At 64.7% G+C, this 22,846-nt stretch carries 22 protein-coding genes; 7 read left to right on the forward strand and 15 right to left on the reverse strand.

The features are described 5' to 3' along the window. Positions 1-75: 75 nt before the first annotated feature. Complete coding sequence (locus NLM15_RS20110) at positions 76-1,065, forward strand: zinc-dependent alcohol dehydrogenase family protein (protein ID WP_254118787.1); 990 nt, start codon at positions 76-78, stop codon at positions 1,063-1,065. A gap of 144 nt (positions 1,066-1,209) precedes the next feature. On the opposite strand, the gene NLM15_RS20115 is transcribed toward NLM15_RS20110, so the two are convergent. From NLM15_RS20115 to NLM15_RS20145, 7 genes are all read right to left on the reverse strand, one after another. Next, positions 1,210-2,541 (reverse strand): ABC transporter substrate-binding protein, encoded by a 1,332-nt coding sequence (locus tag NLM15_RS20115; RefSeq protein WP_254118788.1) that lies wholly within the window; start codon positions 2,539-2,541, stop codon positions 1,210-1,212. 11 nt (positions 2,542-2,552) lie between these two features. Beyond that, positions 2,553-3,422, reverse strand: coding sequence for a carbohydrate ABC transporter permease (locus tag NLM15_RS20120; protein ID WP_254118789.1), 870 nt, complete (start codon positions 3,420-3,422; stop codon positions 2,553-2,555). Next, positions 3,419-4,369 carry a carbohydrate ABC transporter permease gene (locus NLM15_RS20125; RefSeq protein ID WP_254118790.1) on the reverse strand — a complete coding sequence of 317 codons (951 nt, stop codon included), beginning with the start codon at positions 4,367-4,369 and terminating at the stop codon, positions 3,419-3,421. The genes NLM15_RS20120 and NLM15_RS20125 overlap by 4 nt, the downstream gene beginning before the upstream one ends. Position 4,370: 1 nt before the next feature. After that, complete coding sequence (locus NLM15_RS20130; RefSeq protein ID WP_254118791.1) at positions 4,371-5,222, reverse strand: phosphodiesterase; 852 nt, start codon at positions 5,220-5,222, stop codon at positions 4,371-4,373. Between the two features lie 146 nt (positions 5,223-5,368). Next, positions 5,369-5,620 carry a hypothetical protein gene (locus NLM15_RS20135; protein ID WP_254118792.1) on the reverse strand — a complete coding sequence of 84 codons (252 nt, stop codon included), beginning with the start codon at positions 5,618-5,620 and terminating at the stop codon, positions 5,369-5,371. Beyond that, positions 5,617-5,946 carry a hypothetical protein gene (locus NLM15_RS20140; protein ID WP_254118793.1) on the reverse strand — a complete coding sequence of 110 codons (330 nt, stop codon included), beginning with the start codon at positions 5,944-5,946 and terminating at the stop codon, positions 5,617-5,619. The genes NLM15_RS20135 and NLM15_RS20140 overlap by 4 nt, the downstream gene beginning before the upstream one ends. A gap of 129 nt (positions 5,947-6,075) precedes the next feature. After that, positions 6,076-7,548 carry a YdiU family protein gene (locus tag NLM15_RS20145; protein ID WP_254118794.1) on the reverse strand — a complete coding sequence of 491 codons (1,473 nt, stop codon included), beginning with the start codon at positions 7,546-7,548 and terminating at the stop codon, positions 6,076-6,078. A gap of 197 nt (positions 7,549-7,745) precedes the next feature. Here NLM15_RS20145 and aspS point away from each other — a divergent pair, with 197 nt between their 5' ends. Beyond that, positions 7,746-9,518 (forward strand): aspartate--tRNA ligase, encoded by a 1,773-nt coding sequence (gene aspS / locus NLM15_RS20150; protein ID WP_254118795.1) that lies wholly within the window; start codon positions 7,746-7,748, stop codon positions 9,516-9,518. A gap of 149 nt (positions 9,519-9,667) precedes the next feature. On the opposite strand, the gene NLM15_RS20155 is transcribed toward aspS, so the two are convergent. Continuing rightward, positions 9,668-11,638 (reverse strand): hypothetical protein, encoded by a 1,971-nt coding sequence (locus tag NLM15_RS20155; protein WP_254118796.1) that lies wholly within the window; start codon positions 11,636-11,638, stop codon positions 9,668-9,670. Positions 11,639-11,883: 245 nt separating this feature from the next. On the opposite strand from NLM15_RS20155, the gene NLM15_RS20160 reads away from it, so the two are divergent. From NLM15_RS20160 to NLM15_RS20170, 3 genes are all read left to right on the forward strand, one after another. Next, positions 11,884-14,193 (forward strand): NADP-dependent malic enzyme, encoded by a 2,310-nt coding sequence (locus tag NLM15_RS20160; protein ID WP_254118797.1) that lies wholly within the window; start codon positions 11,884-11,886, stop codon positions 14,191-14,193. 311 nt (positions 14,194-14,504) lie between these two features. Then, positions 14,505-14,957: a DoxX family protein gene (locus tag NLM15_RS20165; RefSeq protein WP_254118798.1), complete on the forward strand. Its 453-nt coding sequence runs from the start codon at positions 14,505-14,507 to the stop codon at positions 14,955-14,957. A gap of 217 nt (positions 14,958-15,174) precedes the next feature. Continuing rightward, a complete protein-coding gene (locus NLM15_RS20170) occupies positions 15,175-16,569 on the forward strand; it encodes an outer membrane protein (protein WP_256565467.1) in 1,395 nt (464 codons plus the stop codon). A gap of 15 nt (positions 16,570-16,584) precedes the next feature. Here the strand turns inward: NLM15_RS20170 and NLM15_RS20175 are convergent, their stop codons facing one another. The 4 genes from NLM15_RS20175 to NLM15_RS20190 all read right to left on the reverse strand — a co-directional run bounded on the left by NLM15_RS20175 (position 16,585) and on the right by NLM15_RS20190 (position 20,637). Next, complete coding sequence (locus tag NLM15_RS20175) at positions 16,585-17,136, reverse strand: dihydrofolate reductase (RefSeq protein ID WP_254118800.1); 552 nt, start codon at positions 17,134-17,136, stop codon at positions 16,585-16,587. 7 nt (positions 17,137-17,143) lie between these two features. Further along, positions 17,144-18,157, reverse strand: a complete 1,014-nt coding sequence (locus NLM15_RS20180) for a polysaccharide deacetylase family protein (RefSeq protein WP_254124301.1) — start codon at positions 18,155-18,157, stop codon at positions 17,144-17,146. A gap of 165 nt (positions 18,158-18,322) precedes the next feature. Then, complete coding sequence (locus tag NLM15_RS20185) at positions 18,323-18,892, reverse strand: glutathione peroxidase (protein ID WP_254118801.1); 570 nt, start codon at positions 18,890-18,892, stop codon at positions 18,323-18,325. An 89-nt stretch (positions 18,893-18,981) separates the two neighbouring features. Then, entirely contained in the window at positions 18,982-20,637 is a 1,656-nt protein-coding gene (locus tag NLM15_RS20190) for a L,D-transpeptidase family protein (protein ID WP_254118802.1), read from the reverse strand. 210 nt (positions 20,638-20,847) lie between these two features. Between NLM15_RS20190 and NLM15_RS20195 the strand changes: the two genes are divergently transcribed. After that, positions 20,848-21,396 (forward strand): CreA family protein, encoded by a 549-nt coding sequence (locus NLM15_RS20195; RefSeq protein WP_254118803.1) that lies wholly within the window; start codon positions 20,848-20,850, stop codon positions 21,394-21,396. Here the strand turns inward: NLM15_RS20195 and NLM15_RS20200 are convergent. Continuing rightward, complete coding sequence (locus NLM15_RS20200) at positions 21,386-21,595, reverse strand: hypothetical protein (protein ID WP_254118804.1); 210 nt, start codon at positions 21,593-21,595, stop codon at positions 21,386-21,388. The two genes, NLM15_RS20195 and NLM15_RS20200, sit on opposite strands and share 11 nt — an antisense overlap. A 301-nt stretch (positions 21,596-21,896) precedes the next feature. After that, positions 21,897-22,280 carry a hypothetical protein gene (locus tag NLM15_RS20205; RefSeq protein ID WP_254124760.1) on the reverse strand — a complete coding sequence of 128 codons (384 nt, stop codon included), beginning with the start codon at positions 22,278-22,280 and terminating at the stop codon, positions 21,897-21,899. Here NLM15_RS20205 and NLM15_RS20210 point away from each other — a divergent pair. Further along, positions 22,221-22,586, forward strand: a complete 366-nt coding sequence (locus NLM15_RS20210; RefSeq protein WP_254118805.1) for a hypothetical protein — start codon at positions 22,221-22,223, stop codon at positions 22,584-22,586. The two genes, NLM15_RS20205 and NLM15_RS20210, sit on opposite strands and share 60 nt — an antisense overlap. A 4-nt stretch (positions 22,587-22,590) precedes the next feature. Here NLM15_RS20210 and NLM15_RS20215 read toward each other — a convergent pair whose 3' ends face one another. Beyond that, a complete protein-coding gene (locus NLM15_RS20215) occupies positions 22,591-22,836 on the reverse strand; it encodes a DUF6719 family protein (RefSeq protein WP_254118806.1) in 246 nt (81 codons plus the stop codon). Between the last annotated feature and the right edge of the window lie 10 nt (positions 22,837-22,846).

Raw genomic sequence — 22,846 nt, forward strand, 5'->3', positions numbered from 1 at the left:
GCCCCTTTGCGCGATTTATCCGCTTCCCCGGGAGCGGCATAGCTCTATTCGGTTCAACTGTTTTGGAGTGCATTCATGACGCGCGCCGTTCGCTTTCATCAACATGGTGGTCCCGAAGTCCTGCGTATCGAGACGGTCGATGTCGCGCCGCCGGTGCGGGGCGAGGTCCAGATCCGCGTCAGGGCCCTCGGTCTCAACCGTGCCGAAGCCCTGTTGCGGAGGGGGACCTATATCGAGACCGCGACATTTCCATCGGGGCTTGGGCTGGAGGCGGCAGGCATCGTCGAGGCTGTTGGGATGGACGTGGCTGGTCTTGTGCCGGGCGATACCGTCAGCATCGTGCCGCCGCTGTCGATGGTGCTTTGGCCGGCCTATGCCGAACTCGCGACGTTTCCTGCCGAACTCGTCGTGAAGCATCCGCCGGAGCTTGGCTTCGAGATGGCGGCTGCGGTGTGGATGCAATATCTGACGGCCTACGGCGCGCTGGTCGACATCGCTGGACTCTTGCGAGGAGACGTCGTCGTTATCACGGCGGCTTCGAGCAGCGTCGGGCTTGCAGCCATCCAGATCGCGAACCGGATCGGCGCTATCCCGATCGCCATGACCCGGACCTCTGCCAAGCGGCGCGCCTTGCGCGATGCCGGTGCCGCCCACGTCGTCGCCTCGGACGAAGAGGACATTCGAGCACGACTGGACGAGATCGCCGGTTCAAGCGGCGTCCGCGTCGTGTTGGACGCGGTGGGTGGTTCCACGTTCGAGCCGTTGACTGCGGCGATGTCACCGGGCGGCACCTTGATCGAATATGGCGGGTTGAGCCCCGATCCGACGCCGTTCCCGCTCTTCAACGTGCTGAGCAAGAGCCTGACACTGCGCGGCTACCTCGTGCACGAGATCATCCGCGATCCCGCACGCCTTGCGAAGGCAAAGGCGTTCATCATCGAGGGACTGTCGGACGGCACATTGAAGCCGATCATCGCGCGAACGTTCAAGTTCGAGGACATCGTCGAAGCACATCGCTTCCTGGAGTCGAACAATCAGTTCGGCAAGATCGTGGTGACGATCTGAACACGCGTCGTTCGGGGAGGGGCCGTAGGGTGGATTAGCCGAAGGCGTAATCCACCATTGTTGACATCCTGGGCGGCAGAAGAGGTGGATTACGCCAGCGACTGCGCTCGCGCAGCCGCCGGCCAATCCACCCTACGAAGCTTCTTACGGCAGCTTCAGCGACGTTTCCGCATTGTACGGCTTCAGCGTCTCGTCGGCGGCCTTCTGGGCGGCGACGAGGGCTTCCTTCGGCTGCTTCTTGCCGTTGAGGACCAGCATCACCTCGTCTTCGAGGTTCTTGCGGACCGGGACCGTCTTGTAGGTCGCGAACCAGGGCTTGGCGACGTCGAGCTGCTCGACCGCGGTCTTGGCGTCCGGGTTCTTGTTCAGGAACTCGACCATGTCAGGCGTCTTGTACGCCGCCATGTTGGGCGCGAAATAGCCGGTGGCGCGGCTCCACCAGGCGCACTTCTCGGGCGAGGTCATCCACTTGATCAGCGTCCAGGCGGCCTTCTGCTTGTCGGCTTCGAGACCGGCCGGAACGATCAGCGAGGCGCCGCCGATCGGCACGGCGTTGCGGACGTTGCGCGGGATGAAGGCGACCTTGTAGTTGAACTTGGCGTTGTCGCGCACATAGGTCAGCGAGCCCGTGGACAGCATCATCATCGCGGCGTTGCCGGAGATGAAGGAGGTGCTGACGGCAGGACCAGGCGTGGCGCCGGGGGCGTGGACCTTGTGCTTGTAGACGAGGTCGTTCCACCAGGTCAGCGCGCCGAGCATCGAGGGCGTGTCGTAATAGACTTCGCCGCCGAACTCCTCGTTGTAGTAGCGCCCGCCATTGGTCATGGTGAGCGTTTCCATCATCCAGCCGCAATAGTCGTAGGCGCAGGGGATCGCGATGCCCCATTGGGTCACCTTGTCGCCCTCGCGCTTGGTGAGCTTCTTGGCCCAGTCGGTGAGCTCGGCCCAGGTTTGCGGCGGCTTGTTCGGATCGAGGCCGGCTTCCTTGGCCTTGTCGGCATTGATGTAGAGCAGCGGTGTCGAATTGTGGAAGGGCACGCCATAGACCGAGCGGTTGATCACCGCATTGCCCTGCAGCGCCGGGAAGAACTGGCCGAGGAACTGGTCCTTGGTGGTGCCGTCGGCGGCGATCAGGCTGTCGAGATTGGTGAGCTCGTTCTCGATCTGCATGTCGAGCAGGAAGTTGGCCGACATGATCACGGCGGACGGCGGCTTGCCGGCCTTGATCGCGGCACGCGTCTTGATCAGCGTGTCGTCGTAGGAGCCGGTGTAGACGGCGGTCGCCTTGATATTCGGGTGCCCCTCGTTGAACTCCTTGATCAAGGTGCCCATGTCGCGGGCGAGCTTGCCGTCGACGGGGACGGGGAAGAAGAGGTCGATCTCGGTCGGGCCTTCGGCCATCGCCGGGAAGGCGAGGGCGCCTGCCAAACTACCTGCCATGGCGAGGCCAAGCATGAGCCTGCGGGAAAACAGCATCGAGAAATCTCCTATTTGATGCCAGAGGTGACGAAAGAGCTGATGAAGCGCTTCTGGAAGATCAGGAACGTGATGAGCAGCGGCGCGATCACCATCAGCGTGCCGGCGGCGATGGTGCCCCAGGCCTGGGTGCCTTCGGCGGTCGCTGTGAACACCGACAGGCCGACTGTGAGCGGTCGCTTGTCCGGCGAATTGATCACCATCAGCGGCCACAGGAAGTCGTTCCAGTGGCTGGTCACGGAGATGATGGCGAAGGCCGAGAAGCTCGGCATCGACAGCGGCACATAGATGTGGCGGATGCGCTGCAGAAGGCTGGCGCCGTCGATCAGGGCGGCGTCCTCCAGCTCGGTCGGAATCGCCTCGAACGCCTGCCGCATCAGGAAGGTGCCAAAGGCGGAGGCGAAGAACGGCATCATCACGCCGGTAAGCGTGTCGTAGAGGCCGAGCTGCGCCACCAGGCTCAAATTCGGCACGATCAGCAGCACCGGCACCAGCATCAGCTGCATCAGGAACAGATAGAAGATCAGCGACTTGCCGGCGAAGTCGAGGCGCGCAAAGGCAAAGCCCGCCAGCGTGATCGTGACGAACTGCACGAGCAGGATGCCGGTGCAGATGATCGTGGTGTTGAGCGCGTAGCGCGGGAAATCGCCGATCTCCCAGGCATCCCTGACATTGTCGAGCGTCGGCTTCAGGCTCGGCAGCAGCTCGGCCATCGCGTTGATGCCGTCGGAGGCCGGGCGCAGCGTCGCCACGCCCATCCACAGGAACGGGATCAGCCAGACGATTGCGAGCAGCACCGTCAGCGCGAAGCCGAGCTTGGGCGTGATCTCGCGGCGGGTGGCGAGCGGGGTGTCCTTGTAGAGCTTGTCAATCAGCTTCATGGCCCACCCTCGCGGTTCGCCATCGTGCGGAAGGAGAGCGCGGTGAGGCCCATCAGCGCGGCGAGCGTCAGCAGCGTCGCCGCCGAGGCCTTGCCGATGTCGTAATGCTCGACGGCCTGCTGGTAGATGTAGAACAGCACGAGATTGGTCGAGTTGGACGGCCCGCCCTTGGTCATGACGAAGACGTGGTCGACCTGCGTCACCGCGTTGAGCGTGGCGATCACGATGACGAACAGGAAGGTGGGCTTGAGCTCGGGGAGGATGATGTAGCGCAGGCGCATGAAAGGGCCCGCGCCGTCGAGATGCGCGGCCTCCATGACGTCCTCGGGCACGGCCTGGAGGCCGGCGAGGAAGAACAGCATGTAATAGCCGGCGTTCTTCCAGATCGTGATCACCATGATCGCTGACAGCGCGATGTCGGGATCGCCGAGCCAGTTCGGCAGCACCGGGAGCAGGCGGCCGATGTAGTAGTCGAGCAGGCCGACATTGGGCAGGAAGATGAACAGGAACAGCGCGGACGCGGCGACCATCGGGATCAGCACCGGCAGGAACAGCGCGGCGCGCAGCGCGCTGTTGACGGCGTTGGTGCGCGACAACGCGAGCGCGAACAGCAGCGCAAGGCCGATGCTCGGGATCGCGGTGCCGACGGCGTAGAGGAGGTTGTTGATAACAGCGCCGGTGAAATAGGGATCGGCAAGCACTGCGCTGAGATTGTCGAGGCCGACGAAGCGGAGCGGCGCCTTGGGCGTGGCGCGCTGATAGAGCGCATCGACGAGCACGCGGCCCGTCGCGCCGTAGGTGAACAGCGCGAGGAAGACCAGTGACGGCAGCAGCAGGAGGTAGGCAGGCAGCGAGGCTTTGAAGCGGCTGGAAAAGCGCTTCAGGACGTGCAGGCGCGGTGCCGCCGATGCCGCGACCGGGAGAGCCGCGGGTTCAGCGAGGCTCATCTCACCGCGCCGCGAACTTGAGCGCATAGTCGCGGCCGTCCATTCCCGCGGGCGGGTCGAACGGGAAGCGCAGACTGGTGTCGAGGAAGTCGTGGCTGTGCACGACCAGATTTTCCTCGTCGATCAGCGCCACGCCATAGGCCGGCGGCTCGTGGCTGGCGAGATGGTCGGTGGCGGTCGCATCGAGCTCGAACCAGACCTGGTGGTTGGTGCCGCGCAGTGTCGAGAACGGGATCTTGCCGTAGCTGCCGAAGATCGGCCGGTGCACATGGCCGAAGAAGAGGTGGCGGATGCGCGAGCGGTAGGGCGCAATGACTTCCGCGAATTCGGCGCTCTGCGCCAGCGCGATCTCGTCCATCGCGTGCACGCCGACCGGGAAGGGCGGGTGATGCATGAACACGACGAACTGCTGGTCGGCGGGCGCGGCTGCAAGCGTCTTGGCGAGCCAGTCGAAGCGTTTTGCGCACATCTCGCCGGCATGGCTGGTCTCGTCCAGCGTGTCGAGGAAGACGAACAGGCCGTGCTCGGTGGTGCGCGTGCCCTGCACGAAGCCGTTGGGATCGCGCGGCGCGGCCTTCAGGCCGTCGAGGCAGGCGACGCGCTTGTCGTGATTGCCGACCATGGCAATGTAGGGAATCTTCAGCGCGGCCATTGCCTCGGCGAAATTGGCGTAGGATTCCGGCTCGCCCCAATGGGTGAGGTCGCCGGTCACGACGGCGAAGGCGGCATCGGACTGGTGCTTGTTGATGTCGGCGATCGCAGCGTCCAGCCGGTCGCGCGGGTCGAGGCCATAGAGCTTCAGCCCCGGATTCGCGAGATGCGTGTCGGTGATGTGGATGAACTTGAAGGGCATGGCGCGCTTGTCAGGACTGTTGGAGGATGGGCGCCTCCGGCAAGACGTCCTGACAGGCGGTTAGAGCGCGTGTGTTTCAGTTTGATGACAGCGGTTCCCGTGTGCGGGATGTGTCCACAGGGAAGCTGTCTGTAGCAGGAATGGAGCTAGCGAATAATTGCGCGAAGGCGCTCAATCTCAGCGATCAGTCTCGGAATATCCTGCCGCGCGTGGGCGATGAATTCCTGGTCGGCGAGGGTCGCGCCAGTGAGGTAGATGTCTTCGCCGTTGGTTTGGATAAAGTCTGAGCCACTGAATTTATCGCGCCTCTCGATGAACGATTTCCACGGACCAGCGGTAGCCTGTTCGCAGCGTGCCTTGATTGCCTCGATCTCGTCGTTGGTGAGCGGACCATTCATTTCAGCGGATCTCCGTTGCCCGCTCGATCTCGCTTCGCGAAATAGTCGGCCCAATGTTGGATCCAATCGAGCGCACGGGCTTTATCGATCGGGGCGATCCAGTCAACATCCTCGCGGGACAGCTGGAAAGCCTCCAACACTTCGTCGACAAACGGTTCGACATCGATCTCCGCGATATCCCGCGCATCAACCTCGACCACAGGGCCCTTTGAACCGAGGTGCTCGACTGCATGCGCATGTTCGGTCAGAAAAAGGGCCCGCCCGGATTTCAGCCTCACAAACATCGAGGCGGCCTGACCGAGGCCGTCGTCGTCGTAGTGAATCAACGCAAAAGCCGAAGCGTTCGGCGAGGTCTGTGATCCGAATTGCGAGGGTACAAAGCTGCATTTCGGGGCCGGCGAACCGAAAGTCGTTTGGGAGTTGCGTGATCACGACGGCCCCTTTGAAGCTTGTCGCTACGTCCCGCAGAACGTCTGCAGCACCCGTTGATCTGGCAGCGGCGGATCGGCGTAGGCGGCGTAGTCCGGCTGGTCGTCAAATGGCTTGGCCAGCACCTTCACCAGCTCTTCGAACGGCGCGTAGTCGTCGTTGTTGACGGCGGCCTGGATCACGGCCTCGACGCGGTGGTTGCGCGGGATGAAGAGTGGGTTCACGGCGTGCATCGCCGCCCGCCGTTCAGTCGCGGTCTGCGGCTCCAGCGCGATGCGCGCGCGCCAGCGTCCGGCCCATTCGTCGAAGGCCGCCGGTTCCATGAACTGCGCGCGGACATCGGCGCTTTCATCGGCCGCGGCGTCGCCCAGCTTGCGGAAGGTGAGGGTGAAGTCGGCCTGGTTCTTCGCCATGGCGTCGAGCAGGTCCTGGATCAGCGCCTCGTCACCGTCGTGCTCCCTAAACAGGCCGACCTTCTGGCGCAGGCCCGCCTGATAGGCGTTGCTGAACGTCTCCGAGAAGGCACCGAGAATGTCCTGCGCTTCCGCCACCGCCTTGTCCTGGTCGTCGGAGAACAGCGGCAGCAGGCATTCGGCCAGGCGCGTCAGATTCCACAAGCCGATGCGCGGCTGGTTGGCATAGGCGTAGCGGCCCATCTCGTCGATCGACGAGAACACCTGCGCGGGGTTGTAGGCATCCATGAAGGCGCAGGGGCCGTAATCGATGGTCTCGCCCGAGATCGAGCTGTTGTCGGTGTTCATCACGCCATGGATGAAGCCGACCAGCAGCCATCGTGCGACGAGCTCGGCCTGACGTGCGACCACGGCGGCGAGCAGGGCGTGATAGGGCCGTTCCGCTTGCAGCAGGTCCGGATAGTGGCGGGTAATGACGTGGTCGGCGAGCCGGCGGATGGCGTCGGTGTCGCGGCGGACGGCAAAGAACTGGAAGGTGCCGACGCGGATGTGGCTCGCGGCGACGCGCGTCAGCACGGCGCCCGGCAGCGCGGTCTCGCGGATGACGTGCTCGCCGGTGACGACGGCGGCGAGCGAGCGCGTGGTCGGAATGCCCAGCGCATACATGGCTTCGCTGACGATGTATTCGCGCAGCACGGGGCCAAGCGCGGCCCGGCCGTCGCCACGGCGGGAGAACGGGGTGGGGCCGCTTCCCTTGAGCTGGATGTCGCGGCGGACGCCGTCCCTGTCGATGACCTCGCCGAGCAGGATCGCCCGGCCGTCGCCGAGCTGGGGTACGAATTGGCCGAACTGGTGCCCGGCATAGGCCATGGCGATCGGATCGGCCCCGGGGGGAACCGTCTTGCCGGCCAGGATTTCGGCGCCTTCCGGCGTCTCCAGGAGGTCCGGATCGAGCCCGAGCTGGACCGCCAGGGGCCGGTTCAGCTTGATCAGCCGGGGGGCGGCGACAGGGGTCGGCGCGACGCGGGCGAAAAAGCTGTCCGGCAGCGCCGAATAGGAGTTCTGGAAGGGGAAATGAACCGTCATGGCCTCAAGATAGGGCTGGAACGGCTGATGGCAAAGGCTTGGACCCCGATCGGCCAAAAATGGACGTCCCGGGGCCCAAAACGGGGCGTTCCCTTGGTTGCCGCCCCCGGCCTCGTCGGGTAAACCCTGCCGCAACTTCGGACTGGCCGTGACAGGCCGTTCGATTCGCTTCCTCCGACATTGATTTTGGGACGACCATGCATCGCTACCGGTCACATACATGCGGCGCGCTCCGCGAGAGCAACATCGGCGAGACGGTCCGCCTGTCAGGCTGGGTCCATCGCGTTCGCGACCATGGCGGCGTGCTGTTCATCGACCTGCGCGACCATTACGGCCTGACCCAGTGCGTGGTGGACCCGGACTCGCCGGCATTCTCGCAGGCCGAGAAGCTGCGTTCGGAATTCGTGGTGCGGATGGACGGCAAGGCCCGCCGCCGCCCCGAAGGCACCGACAATGACGACCTGCCGACCGGCAAGATCGAGATTTATGTCAGCGAGATCGAGGTGCTGGGCCCGGCCGGCGACCTGCCGTTGCCGGTGTTCGGCGACCAGGAATATCCGGAAGACATCCGCCTGAAGTACCGCTTCCTCGACCTGCGCCGCGAGAAGCTGCACCAGAACATCATGACGCGCGTCGAGATCATCAAGTCGATGCGCCGGCGGATGGAGGGGCAGGGCTTCTTCGAGTTCAACACCCCGATCCTGACCGCGTCCTCGCCGGAGGGCGCGCGCGACTTCCTGGTGCCCTCGCGCATTCATCCTGGCAAGTTCTACGCGCTGCCGCAGGCGCCGCAGCAGTACAAGCAGCTGCTGATGATGTCTGGCTTCGACCGCTATTTCCAGATCGCGCCCTGCTTCCGCGACGAGGACCCGCGCGCCGACCGTCTGCCGGGCGAGTTCTACCAGCTCGACGTCGAGATGAGCTTCGTCACGCAGGAAGACGTGTTCGCGGCGATGGAGCCCGTGATCACCGGCGTGTTCGAGGAATTCGCCAAGGGCAAGCCGGTGAGCAAGAACTGGCGCCGCATTCCGTTCGCCGAGGCGCTGCGCAAATACGGCAGCGACAAGCCGGACCTGCGCAACCCCATCGAGATGCAGGACGTCTCCGAGCACTTCCGTGGCTCCGGCTTCAAGGTGTTCGCGCGCATGCTCGAAGATCCCAAGAACCAGGTCTGGGCGATCCCCGCGCCGGGCGGCGGCTCGCGCGCCTTCTGCGATCGTATGAACTCCTGGGCGCAGGGCGAAGGCCAGCCCGGCCTCGGCTACATCATGTGGCGTGAGGGCGGCGAGGGCGCAGGTCCGCTGGCGAACAACATCGGGCCTGAGCGCACCGCCGCGATCCGCGCGCAGATCGGCACCAAGGAAGGCGATGCCGCCTTCTTCGTTGCCGGCGATCCCGACAAGTTCTGGAAGTTTTCGGGCCTTGCCCGCAACAAGGTCGGCGAGGAATTGAACCTCACCGACAAGGAGCGGTTCGAGCTCGCCTGGATCGTCGACTTCCCGATGTACGAGTACAACGAGGACGACAAGAAGGTCGACTTCTCGCACAACCCGTTCTCGATGCCGCAGGGCGGTCTCGACGCGTTGAAGGGCCAGGACCCGCTGACCATCAAGGCGTTCCAGTACGACATCACCTGCAACGGCTACGAGATCGCCTCGGGCGGCATCCGCAACCACGTGCCGGAAGCGATGGTGAAGGCGTTCGAGATCGCAGGTTACGGCGAGCAGGAAGTGGTCGATCGCTTCGGCGGCATGTACCGCGCCTTCCAGTTCGGCGCCCCGCCGCATGGCGGCATGGCGGCCGGTGTCGACCGCATCGTGATGCTGCTCTGCGGCACCAACAATCTGCGCGAGATCTCGCTGTTCCCGATGAACCAGCAGGCGATGGATTTGCTGATGGGCGCGCCGTCGGACGCCACGACCAAGCAGCTCCGCGAGCTGCATGTGAAGGTGAACCTGCCGCAGAAGTGACGGTCTCGTGCCCCGGACGCAGCGCAGCACGTAGTGATGCGCTGCTGAGCCGGGGCCCACGTCTCGGCGCACATTGGCCTCTTTGGGTCCCGGCTCTGCGTCGCACCGCTTACGCGCTGCGCCGCGTCCGGGACACACTGCGCCTTTCTCTACAGCCCCGTCGAGGCCTCGATCCTGAACTGCGTCAGCGCGGCGATCGGCTCGCTGTTCAGGGCATCCACGAGCTGAAGCACCGGCACCTTGCCGCGCGGGGTCAGCTTGATCGTCAGTGTCTGCCCTGACGTCTCGACGAATCCGGCGAGCGCGTCCACCGCCACCCGGGCATCGAGGTTGGAAGCCGCGAGCTTTTCGCCCTGCGCCCTTATCATCTCGACAATGGCGCTACGCGCGGCATCGCGGCTGACATTCTGCATGCGCGAGAACTGCGCCACGACGAGATCGACGACGCCGCTGTCGCGCAAGGAGAGCTCGATCGCGCCGGTGTCGATCTGCGCCGCCTGGCCCATCGCCTGCACCGGGTCGGTCGTGAACAGGCCGCGCGGCACATTGGCGAGCGCGAAGCGGGCCTGCGCCCTGGCGAGATTACCGAGATCGATGGTGGCAGGCGCAAGCGCAAACGCGCCCGATGACTCCGTCCAGGCCGCGCCGAGATCGAGGTCGATCGCGAGCTTGTCCACGCCCGCCATGATCAGCGGCCGCTGCGCCGGATTGGCGGGATCGGTGGGCGTGACCATCTTCACGACCAGGTTGGCCTTGCTCGGGATCGATCCGACCAGCTGGCTCCAGTTCAGGCTGATCGTGTCGATGGTGACGAGCTGCCGCGTGTTCTTGAAAGGAGAGACGACGCCCTTGATCTCGGCGCCTTCGAGCACCCGGAACAGTCCCAGCATCTGGTCCGGCGAGGGGGCCCGTCCGGGATTGCTGAGGCTGGCCGCCCAGCGCATCAGGTTAGCCGCGCTGAAGGACTTCAGCGCGAAGCGCTCCATCTTGAACTGCCCCTGCGGGGCGGGCGTATCGACGCCCTCGACCGCGAACTCGCCGTCGCGATACCTGACGGAATTGACCCTGGCGATTCCTTGCGGTGTGCCGACCGACGTCTTGCCGATTTCGGCCCGGCCGATGCGAAAACCCTCGTAGAATCCAGCAAGCTTCTCCAGCAGTTCGCGCGCTTGTGCCGGCGTTGGAGCGGCTGAGTTTTCCTGCGGCAGCGCTGCAAGCATGTCGGCGAGCCGGAATTTCGACGGCTGCACGGCGATGTCCTCGATGGTGAAACCGTCGATATCCACGCGCATTCCCTGTGCCGACTTGAGCACATAGGGGCCGGTCGAGACGCGCCGGTAGACGCGGCGATAGCTGTCGTCACCGGTCGTCTGCGGATCGAGTGCGGCGCGGATCACGCTCGCGTCAAAATCGTTGACGATGATGTTCGACAGTTCGCCCGTCAGCTTGTCCGGCTTGCCTGGCTGCTTCACGTCGATCGAGATGACGGCGCGGTCCGCCTTCATCGCATCGATCTTGCCATCTTTCAGGTTCTGAATCGCCAGCCCGGAATAGGTGATCTCGCCGCTGCCGGCGGCGCCGCTGCCGGAATCGAAGCTCATCGTCAGTGCCGGGGCCGCGAGCGAGGATGCCGTGACGCCTGCGTATTGATCGAGCACGTAGCGGTACATGTCGATCAGGGAGCCGCCCGCCGGCGCATTCCCGGCATGAATGGGACCGGCGTAATCGCGCAACGTGAGCTGCGGCACCTTGTAGGAGACCTTCAGCTTTGCCGGACCGGCCTGGTCCAGCGCGACTTCGAAACCGGTGATGTCGATGCTGTCAGCCGAAAATCTGAGATCGTCGATCAGGCGAACGCCGCCGGCCTTGATGCCGGCGATCTTGATCTGCGCCTGCTGCTCATTGCCGGGCGCAAGCGCGACGTCCTCGATCGTCAGGGTGCGGCTCGTCGTGTCGAACGTCACCTTGCCGTGGCTCGCCTTGCCACCCTGCTTGCGGATCTGCTCGAACGCCGCTTCGACCTCGGCAGTGGCCCGATGCGTGGCGTAGAGGTTGAAGCCGAACCATCCGCCCGCGGCGAGCACGACTGCCACGATCAGGCCGATCAGGATCCGCTTCATTCCCAGCTCCAGTTGCTCGTTTTGCACTGCGCAACCTGCCATATTCGGGAAATGCCGCGCGGTCCAGGGAAAGCTAGCGCTATCAGATATTTGACCGTGTGCCCTGTTGATGGGGCCGCAATCGGATGTTGCCACCGGGCCTTCGGCCGTGCTTCATCCCGTTTCCACGACCCGGAAATAGCGTCCGCTTGGGCGGTCGCTCCGGATGATGCATTTGTGGCCGGTAACGCGAGGCGAGACACCGCATGTCGTCCTTTTCTGATGATCTCCACCAGGCGGCGTTGGCCTATCACCGTCTGCCGCGCCCCGGAAAGCTCGAGATCCAGGCGAGCAAGCCGCTCGCCAACCAGCGCGACCTCGCGCTCGCCTATTCTCCGGGCGTTGCCGCCGCCTGTACCGAGATCGCCAAGAACCCGGCCGAGGCCGCCACGCTCACCACCCGCGCCAACCTGGTCGCGGTGGTCTCGAACGGCACCGCGGTGCTCGGCCTCGGCAATATCGGCCCACTGGCTTCCAAGCCGGTGATGGAGGGCAAGGCGGTCCTGTTCAAGAAGTTCGCCGGCATCGACGTGTTCGACATCGAGATCGCCGCCGACACCATCGATCGTGTGGTCGAGACGGTGGCGGCGCTCGAGCCGACCTTCGGCGGCATCAATCTGGAAGACATCCGCGGACCGGAGTGCTTCGAGATCGAGGCGCAGCTGAAGGAGCGCATGAAGATCCCGGTCTTCCATGACGACCAGCACGGCACCGCGATCATCGTCGCCGCCGCCATCACCAACGGCCTTCGGCTGAACGGCAAGAAGCTGTCCGACGTCAAGATCGTGGCGTCGGGGGCAGGGGCCGCAGCGATCGCGACGCTGAACCTGCTGGTGTCGATGGGCGCGCAGCGCAAGAACATCTGGGTCTGCGACATCGACGGCCTCGTGCATGAGGGCCGCAACACCACGATGGATCGCTGGAAGGCGGTCTACGCGCAGAAGACCGACAAGCGGACGCTTGGCGACGTCATCGGCGGCGCCGACATCTTCATCGGCCTCTCGGCACCCGGCGTGCTCAAGCCTGAGATGGCCAAGGCGATGGGCGAGAAGCCCCTCATCATGGCGCTCGCCAACCCGACGCCCGAGATCATGCCGGAGGAAGCGCGCAAGGTGCGCCCCGACGCCATGATCTGCACCGGCCGCTCCGACTATCCGAACCAGGTCAACAACGTCCTCTGCTTCCCCTTCATCTTCCGCGGCGCGCTCGACGTCGGTGCCAGCGCCATCAACGAGGAGATGAAGCATGCCGCCGTCGAGGCCATCGCGCAGCTCGCGCGCGAGGCGCCGTCCGATGCGGTGGCGCAGGGCTTTGACACCGGCGAAACGCAGGGCTTTGGTCCCGGCTCGCTGATCCCGAGCCCCTTTGATCCACGGTTGATCCTACGCATCGCGCCCGCCGTCGCCAAGGCTGCGATGGAGTCCGGCGTCGCGACGCGGCCCATCACCAATTTCGATGAGTACACCGCGCTGCTCGAGCGCTTCGCCTTCCGCTCCGGCCTCGTCATGAAGCCGATGTTCGCCAAGGCCAAGACCCAGCCGGTGCGCGTGATCTACGCCGAAGGCGAAGACGAGCGTGTGCTGCGTGCGACGCAAGTCGTGCTGGAGGAGAAGCTGGCGACGCCGATCCTGGTCGGCCGTCCGTCGGTGGTCGAAGCACGCATCAAGCGCTTCGGCCTGTCGATCAAGGCAGGCAAGGACTTCGACCTCGTCAATCCCGAGGACGATCCGCGCTATCGCTCTTATGTGCAATCCTATGTCGAGGTCGCCGGCCGCCGCGGCGTGACGCCGGACGCGGCGCGCACGGTGGTGCGCACCAACAACACGGTGATCGCCGCGCTCGCGGTCACGCGCGGGGAGGCGGATGCGATGCTCTGCGGCGTCGAGGGCCGCTACATGAGCCATCTACGCCATGTCCGCGAGATCGTCGGATTCTCGCCTGGAATCAGCGACTATGCGGCGCTGGCGCTGCTGATCACCAGCAAGGGTGCGTTCTTCATCGCCGACACGCAGGTTCGCCCCAACCCGAGCGCGGAAGAGCTCGCCGAGATCGCTTCGCTTGCGGCGGTCCACGTCCAGCGCTTCAACATCAAGCCGAAGATCGCCTTCGTCTCGCATTCGGATTTCGGCAGCTATGACACCGAGTCCTCGCGCAAGATGCGCCGGGCGACCCAGCTGTTGAAGGAGAAGCATCCGGAGATCGAAGCCGACGGCGAGATGCAGGGCGACACCGCGCTCTCCGCTGCTGCGCGAAAGATGGTGTTGCCGCACTCCAAGCTGGAGGGCGAGGCCAACATCATGATCATGCCGGGCCTCGACACCGCCAACGTCGCCTATCAGATGATCAAGTCGCTGGCGGATGCGCTGCCCGTCGGTCCGATCCTGGTCGGCCCGGCGCGCCCGGCGCATATCCTCACGCCATCGGTGACCGCGCGCGGCATCCTGAACATGACCGCCGTCGCGGTCGTCGAAGCGCAGGAACGCGCGGCCCGGCAGCAGCCGACGTTGTTTACGTAACGTCATCGGTGGTGCAAACTCTTCTCCCCTTGTGGGAGAAGGTGGCGCGAAGCGCCGGATGAGGGGTTCTCTCCGCGAGTCGCGATCGCAAGAGTTTTCCGTGCCGATAGAAACCCCTCACCCGTCTCGCCGCGTCGCGGCGAAGCCACCCTCTCCCACAAGGGGAGAGGGCAAGCAGCCCCGCCTCGCCAGTTTTGAATTACTTTCAGTTCCTCATTTCCCCGTTTGAAAACCGCAAGCGGACTCTCCATAATCCCTCGGTGCTTTCGTCCAAATTCCGGTTTCAAAAAGCCTGAGCCAAGAGGCCGATCATGCCAGCGTTCGTGACTTTCGGGCGAATCCTGTTCGCCGTGCTGTTCATCTACACGGGCGCGACCAAGCTCTTTGCCATCCAGGCGACGGCCGATTTCATCGCCACCAAGGTCGTGGTGCCGGAAGCGATCGCGCCTTACGCCAAGCAGATCGAGACGGCGACCGCCATGACCACGCCGCAGCTGCTGGCGATCGCGGTGGGCGCGCTCGAGGTCATCGCGGGGCTGATGATCGCGCTGAACTTCGGCGCGCGTTTCTTCGCGTTGCTGATGATCATCTACGTCGCGGTCGCGACCGTGCTGTTCTACGACTTCTGGAACCAGGCGGCGCCCGACAACGCCAAGATGCTGGTCGACGCGCTCAAGAATCTCTCGATCATCGGCGCGCTGTTCATGATCATGGGCTTTGGCCGCGCCACGCGCTCGGCCGAGACGGCTTACGGGGACGTCTAGCCGAGCACGCGCCTTCACGCGCCGATCGCGTGAACCTTCATTCACACATTATGGCTTTGAGATCACAGCGGTTCCGCAAAATCGCGGACGCTGTGGTGCGCGCACGTTTCTCGCCTTGTCGGACTCTGCTGGAACCGAATACTAGCTGTCGGTCGGTTGTATGGGCGCAACCGGCACGGGGCGATAGGGGCGGCACTTGGTTTATTCGAAGCGACGGTTGGCGCGTGCGGTTGTTGTCCTGGGAGCCGCGCATGTCGCAGCCTTTGCCGTAACGGCAGCTCGCGCAGCTGACTTGCCCGTAAAGGCGCCGCCGCGATTGGCCCCTGTGGCGAACTGGACCCAGTTCTATGTCGGCGGCGGGCTAGGCTTCGACTTCGCGACGGGCCGGTCGAACCTTGCGCCGGTCGGTGGCGGCGCGGATCTGTTCACGCTCGACGGTCTGCAGGGCGCCGATCTCGGACTATCCGTCTTCGCTGGCTTCGACGTCCAGGTCGCACCGCGCGTCGTGGTCGGCGGCTTCGTCGACTACGACTGGTCGCGCCAACGCACGACGGTCAGTGCCGGGGGCGTCGCCATCGGCCAGAGCCTGAGCGCCGCGTTGCCGTCGCTCGACCAGGGCTGGACCATCGGCGGCCGTGCGGGATTTCTGGTGACGCCCGATATCCTGCTCTATGGCCTTGCCGGCTACAGCGAGATGCGGATCAACAACTGGAATCTCAACTACGTGATCCTCGGGGGTGGTCCCTCGTTCACGGTGCAGGAACCAGCGCTGACGTCGCACGGTTACACGGTCGGAGCGGGCGCGGAATATCGCCTTGCAAGCAATGTCTCGCTGCGCGGCGAATACCGCTACGTCGCGCTGGGCCGCAACACGACGGTCGATCCGCTTGGTGCGGTCTGGACCACGGACCTGTCCGAGCATGTGGTCCGGATCGGCGCAGCCTATCGCTTCGGCCAGTTCGGCGGACCCGCGACTGCCTCGGCGGCACCCGCGCTGAAGCCGATCTGGACGGGCGTTTACGTCGGTGCGGGCATCGGCGGCGATGTCATCACGCCCCATATCGCGGGCTCGTTCGCCGGTGTGCTGGATCTCAACGCGTCCGGCCTCGGCGGCGCCGATGTCGGCGGCACCTTCACGATCGGCTACGATCGCCAGGTCGCGCCGCGCTGGGTCCTCGGTGCATTCGGGCTGATCGATGCCGGGACCAATGGTGGCGCCAAGGTCAAGGCCTCCGGCGGAGGTGCCGAGATCTCGTCGGATCTCGCCGCGGTGAAATGGGGGTGGACCGTCGGTGGGCGCGTCGGCTATCTCGTGGCGCCGGAGACGCTGGTCTATCTGCTCGGCGGCTACAGCGGAACGACGGCGCAGTCGATCTCGTACAATTTCCTCGGACTTCCCGGCACCGCTCCGACGCGGGAATATCACGGCGCGACCTTTGGCGGCGGCTTCGAGCGCTTCTTCACCGACAGCATCTCCGCCCGCGCCGAATATCGCGTCACGCATCTCGGGACGCGAGACGATCTGGCGTCTGATTTCATGACCAGCTTGAGCGCCGGCGGCACGGTGCACACGCTGCGCGGCGTGCTAGCCTATCACCTTCCGGCGCCGTAGCGCGGATCGCCTACGCTAGGCTCGGCGCCACGGCGTGACGGTGACGTCATGCGCCGCGTCGAGCACGAACGGCGCGCCCGGCTTCATGCCGTGCGACGCCAGCACCTCGTGTGGCGTCCGCTCCGGCACGCCGACAAAACAGCCTTCGCCGCCAGGCAGCAGAAGATGCGGGGCTTCCGACAGCCAGAACGTGTCGTAGCGATCCATGAACATGTCGAACACGACGGGGCCGCCGATGATCGCTACGGTGCCGGAGGCGACGTCGGCGAAGGCGCAGGCCTCCTCGAAGCTGGCATGGTCCGGATTCCACAGCGTCGCGTTGGGCATCTCGGGATCGACGGTCAGGGCCTTGATCTTGTGGGTCAGGACCAGCCGCTTGCGCTTGGGAGAGTTCGGCTGCTGCTCGTGCGAGTGGCGGCCGTGCACGATCAGCGCGGCACGATCGAGCGCCTGCTCGAAGAACAGCTTGTCGCCTTCGAACTTCAGGCTGTCGGGCATGACATGGCTGGCGTCGGCAAGCATGCCGTCCGCCGAGACGATGACGTAGCCTTCGAGACGGAAAGACAATTGCCGTCTATTCGGAAACTGTCGTAACGACGCTGTTGACCGGGCGCTGGCTCACCGTCGGCAGCTTGACGTCCTTGAGCAGCTCCTGGTCGTATTCCGGCAGCGTCGAGGCCGGGAATTTGGCGCGCATCGCCACCACCTTGTAGCCGCCGGCCTTCAAGCGCTTGAGCAGCTCGGGCAGGGCTTCCGCAGTGTGCTTCTGGAAGTCGTGCATCAGAATGATGCCCTTGCCCTTGGTGTCGAGCTTCTTCATCACGGTCTCGACCACCTTCTCGGGCTTGGAGGCCTTGAAGTCGAAGGAGTCGATATCGCAGGAGAAGATCGCGACGTTGCGGTTGCCGAGATAGGTGACCATCTCCGGCGGATGCTGGAGCGCCGGGAAGCGGAAGAACGGCGAGGGCGAGATGCCGCCGAGCGCCCACTTCACTGCCGAGAATCCCTTCTCGATCTCTTCCTTGCGCTGCGCTTCCGTGAGCTTCTTGTTGTTGAGATTGGCGTGCGACCAGGTGTGCGCGCCCACGGTATGCCCGGCCGCGTAGACCTGCTTCAGGATCTCCGGCTCATAGGTCGCGTGCTTGCCGATCGAGAAGAAGATGCCGGTGGTGCATTCATCGGCGAGGGCCTTCAGCACCGCGGGTGTGTTCTTGGGCCAGGGGCCGTCGTCGAAGGTCAGCACGACCTCGTGGTCGCGCAGGAAGTCGAGCTCCTTGAAGTGCTCGAAGCCGAAGCCGGGACCGCCTGTGGTGTCGATCTCGACGGTGCGGGCGACACCGAGCGCGCCCGGTGTGTTGCAGGCCGCGCGAGCGGGCTGGGGAGCCTGTTTCGGAGGGGGCGGGAACGCCGGCTGGGCCGGAGTGGCGGCCGCAGCCGCCGGAGCGGGCGCTGGTGCAGCGGCTGGCGCTGCTGCCGGTGCCGCCTGGGTGGCTGCTGCGGGCTTTGCGGCCGGGGTCTGCGACCACGCCGCCCCTGCCATCGCAACTGACATCGCGCTTGCCAAAATCAGTCCTGCCGCCACACGCATGGTGATGTCCTCGAGATTGATCCCGTTGTTCCGCCGTGGCTTTTCGCCTGCGGCAAAACCTTCCTGCCCCTGATCGTCGTAGCCTAGATGGTGGGCCATCGTCATTGCAACGGCTGTTTGGTGCCCCGCCACAATTGTGCCCAGCCGGATTGGGGGCGCGACGTGTCAGCTATCGGCCAACGCCTTGGCGACGGCGGTCTTGATCCGCGTGTCGGCCGGATCGACCGCCGACGGAAAGACTTCGGCAATGTAGCCATCGCGGCCGATCAGATATTTGTGGAAGTTCCAGCGCGGAACCTCGCGCGGACGCGCTTCGGCCGCCCATTTGTAGAACGGATGCGCCTTCGCGCCGACCACCACAGCCTTGGCCGCGATCGGGAAGGTAACGCCGTATTGGTGGTGAGCGGTCTCCGTGATCTCGCTGGTGCCGCCGGGCTCCTGTCCGCCAAAATCGTTGGAGGGCACACCGATCACGGTAAGGCCGCGCGCGCGAAACTCGTTCCAGATCTCCTGGAGGCCGGCATATTGCGGGGTGTAGCCGCAGAGCGAAGCGGTGTTGACCACCAGCAGCGGTTTGCCGCTGAAGGCAGCAAGGCGAATGTCGTCGCCTGACAACGCTGGAAAGGAGAAGGCGTAGGCCGAGATCCGGCTCATGCCGCCATCGGCGAACGCGCACGTCACAGGCGCGAATGCGCCTGCGAGCGTCGCAACGATCATGCTTCTGCGGTTCATCATGACGGTGTCCCCCGAAATGACCTGGGGCATGTTACTCCGCCGGCGCAATCCGGCCGCTCAACACCGCGTTATCGGGCTCGGCGCCTCGATCAGTACAGGCGGACGATGAAGTCGGTGCCTTCGCCGGTTTCGCCCTGGTTGATGCCCTGGTCGGAGACGATGATCGAGCCGCCAGATGTCAGCATCTCGTTGATCTTCGCCATGGTGTCGGCGGGGATCGAGATCCGGTCGAGTGCCTCGGCCGGGCTGTCCGGCGTGACCACGGGCTTGGTAACAGGCTTGGCGGCGACGGGAATCACGTCGGCGCCACGCTGGCGGCGTGTGACGCGGCTGTCATCCTCGCGCGCGGCGGCGCGGGCGGAGACCGGCAGCGACACCACCGACCAATGCAGCGCATTGGTGTCGGTCTTGTCGACCTCGGCGGTGAAGACATGCGTGCCGAGCGGCCGGTCGCTCGCAGCGATCGTGACGGGCACCTCGAACAGCGGCGCAAAGTTCTGCCGCACGTAGAGCTTGGAATCCTTGCGGCTGATGAAGACGGCAATCTGGCCCGCCCGCTTGGGCGCTTCCGGCTTTGCCGCTGGCGCGGGATCGGCGGCGCGGGTCTCGTCTTTCTTCGCCTCGGGCGTGCCGGCCAGCGCGGGCGCGGCACCCGATGTGTCAGGCTTCTTCGCGGCGTCAGCAGCTTCAGTCTTGACCGGTTCAGCTTTCGCGGGCTCGGACTTTGCGGCTTCGGGCTTCGCTGGCTCGGTCTTGGCGGCCTCGACCTTGTCAGCGGGCTTGGCTTCGGTCGTCGAGGGTTCGGCCGGCTTGGCCGCGCCAGCCGCCTCGGCGGTCCTTGTCTCGGATTTGGCAGGCGCTTCGACCTTGTCGGCTGATGCTGCGGCATCTTCGCGGGCCGTCGCATTGCCGGTGGTCACATCCGACATCACGGTGTGGCCGACAGATGCGCGCAGCTCGAGCACGCTGTCGGCGGCGCTGGCGGTCTTCGTCTCGACGGTGTTTGCTTCGCTGGCCTTGGTTTGCGCGGCGCCCTTGTCGGCCTTGTCGCCGGCATTGGTCTGCGGCTGCAGGCTGGCAGAGGGCTGCGGCGGCACGCGCAACGAGGCGAGCAGCGGATGCGAGAAGTTTTGCGGCGACATCTGGCCGGGCGAGACGATCACGCGCGCGCCCATCCTGGTCCAGTTCCACATCTTCACCGCGAACGCCATCGGCATGCGGATGCAGCCGTGCGAGGCCGGATAGCCCGGCAGCACGCCGGCATGCATGGCGACGCCGGACCAGGTGATCCGCTGCATGTACGGCATCGGCGCGCCGCTATAGATGTTGGAATGGTGGAATTTGTGCTTCTGGATCACGCTGAACACGCCCATCGGCGTCGAATGGCCCTTCATGCCTGTCGACACCGGCGATTCCGCGAACACGCCGTTGGTGTCGTAGACCGTCACCTTCTGCCGGTCGATCGACACGACGATCACGAGCGGGCCTTGCGGCTTGGTGCCGGCTTCCTTCTCGGCGACGACCGCTTTCTTGCCGGCCGCACTGCGCTTCTGCGGCTTCTGCCGGGGAATGTCGGGATACCGTTCCTGCCGGGCGGTGTAGGACCCGTCGGAGTAATCGCTCCAGTAGTAGAACGCCGCGTCTGCCTGGCTGGCCGTGCCGATCGCACCTGCCGCCGTCAAAATGGCGACCTGCCACAGCCGGGCCGGCACGGCAGAAAAACGGGACTCGTTCACGCTATTCATTTCCTCGAATCCACAGTCCAATCAGAGATTAGTCTCGCAGAGGGGATACTCGTTCACCAGCAAGGCAGTTCTGCGATCATCGTCTTTTGTCCAGGACGTAGCAAAAAAGCCTCACGGAGCGGTAAACAGCGGCCGTGTCGGCTCGCCGGTCAGTCTTCCTGACCGGCCGCCTCATACCTACATTGCTGGGACTTGTTACCGGAGAACTTCATGTCATCTCGTTTCCCCGGTCTTTCCGGCATCCGCTTGAAAGGCCTCGCATTATTCCTCTTGGCTCTGACTGTGCCAGCGACTTCCGCAATTGCCGCCGACGAGCCCGATCTGATCTTCCGCCGCTCGACCGTGTTCAAATGGATGAGCCCGAATGACAAGCTCGCGACCTATGGCCTCGACGACCCTGAAGTCGAGGGTGTGGCCTGTCATTTCACGGTGCCGGAGAAGGGCGGCTTCAAGGGCTGGCTCGGCCTTGCCGAGGAGGTCTCGGACATCTCGCTGGCCTGCCGCCAGATCGGCCCGATCAAGTTCAAGAGCAAGATGGAGCAGGGCGACGATATGTTCCGACAGCGCCGCTCGCTGTTCTTCAAGAAGATGCAGATCGTGCGCGGCTGCGACGCCAAGCGCAATGTGCTGGTCTACATGGTCTATTCGGACAGGCTGATCGAGGGCTCGCCGAAGAACTCGACCTCGACGGTGCCAATCATGCCGTGGGGACCCGCTGACGCAAACGTCCAGAAGTGCGGCGAGTTCTTCACTCAGTGACGATGGCGCGGCTGGCCTGCGGTTTGACATGGTGCGAGCCGGTCAGCCGCACGAATGCTTGGGGCGCGGCTTCGTAGCCGCGGCCCGACTGCAGGGACATTGCGCCGCCTGCGGCGGCACGGCCGCGAATGGGCTGTTGGTCGGCGCGGTCCGTCGGCAGATCCGCCTCGCGCGTCGCTGCGCGATCTTGCGCCATCATGATGGCCATCCCTCAACTTGAACGCCCGGTGATTCCGGGTTTCTCGGTTTTCGATGGCTTGGGTCGCGCCCGAAGCGCCCCCGGTTCGACAGGACCCAGCCCTCGTTTGGGCTTCTCTTCAGCAGAAAAACGTAAAATGCGTGTGAAGTGCGGAAGGCGCGCGTGTGACGGCGCGCAGTGTGGGGACCTGCTCCAAGCGCGAACAGCGCTTGCCAGGCCACTTTGATCCGCGGTGCGACCCGCCTGAAAAGATTGGGATTTTTCGCCGAATGTTTCGTCGCCCAGGGCGCGACGAAACAATTCACGCAAAGACGAAACCATTTTGCGCTTTTGGCGCATCACGCGCGAAACCGCCCATGGTTATCAGCTTCACAACGACGACGGCGGCACCGCCGGTCACGGAATTGGGAGACAGGACCATGCGCGCGCTTAGCTTCATCCTTGCCTTCGGTTTCGTGCTCGCCGGCTCCTCGTTCGCGGGTTCGCCGGACGGCAGTCTCCCGGGTGTCGGCACTTTCCAGTACAGCGGCTCGCCGGTCTCGGCGCCGCAGCCGATCGTGGTCGCCGCGCGCTTCTGATCGTCCGTCAAGAAAATCACAAGAAAAACCAGCCGATAAAGGCCATCATGATTGTTCGATTCTGCGCCGCAGCATTCGTTTCGCTTCTGACGATGAGTGCTGCCCATGCGCAGGTTCGCGCTCCCTCCAGACTACCGGATCCCCGCGGCGAGTTCGTGCGTCAGTGTGCGCCGCGGATGCTCGGGCGCTGGGAGCATCCCGAGGCGGTCTGCAGCTGCCTGCATGATCACGCCGCTGCGGCCGTCGAGGACCGCGATCTGCGCGAGGCGCTGTTGCGGGGCATCAGCGAGACCGGGGTGCCGACGATCGAGACCGATTGGGTGCCGGCGTCCAAGCAAAGCGAGATCGGCCCGACCTTCACCAAGATCGCCAAGCCGACCCTTCAGTGCATGTTCGATCCGGCGAAGTCTTAAGCCCTCACTTCGATTTCGGACCGTAGCGCGGCACGCAGGCGCTGGTCCGCGCCACGCCCTTGTCGGTCATCTTGGCGCCGCGCACTTCCTTGACCTGCCCGGCGGGGCAGGTTCCGTCATCCACCTGCACGCGCTGACCGAGCTTGAGATCAGTGATGTCCTGCTCGCGGCCGACCGTGACGGCATGCGCCGTCGTGGCAAGCGCGACCGAGATCAGGAGCGAGAGGCAGGCTGCACGGCGGAGAAACATGAGGAGAGGT

Source organism: Bradyrhizobium sp. CCGB20 (assembly GCF_024199855.1).
Lineage (GTDB): Bacteria > Pseudomonadota > Alphaproteobacteria > Rhizobiales > Xanthobacteraceae > Bradyrhizobium.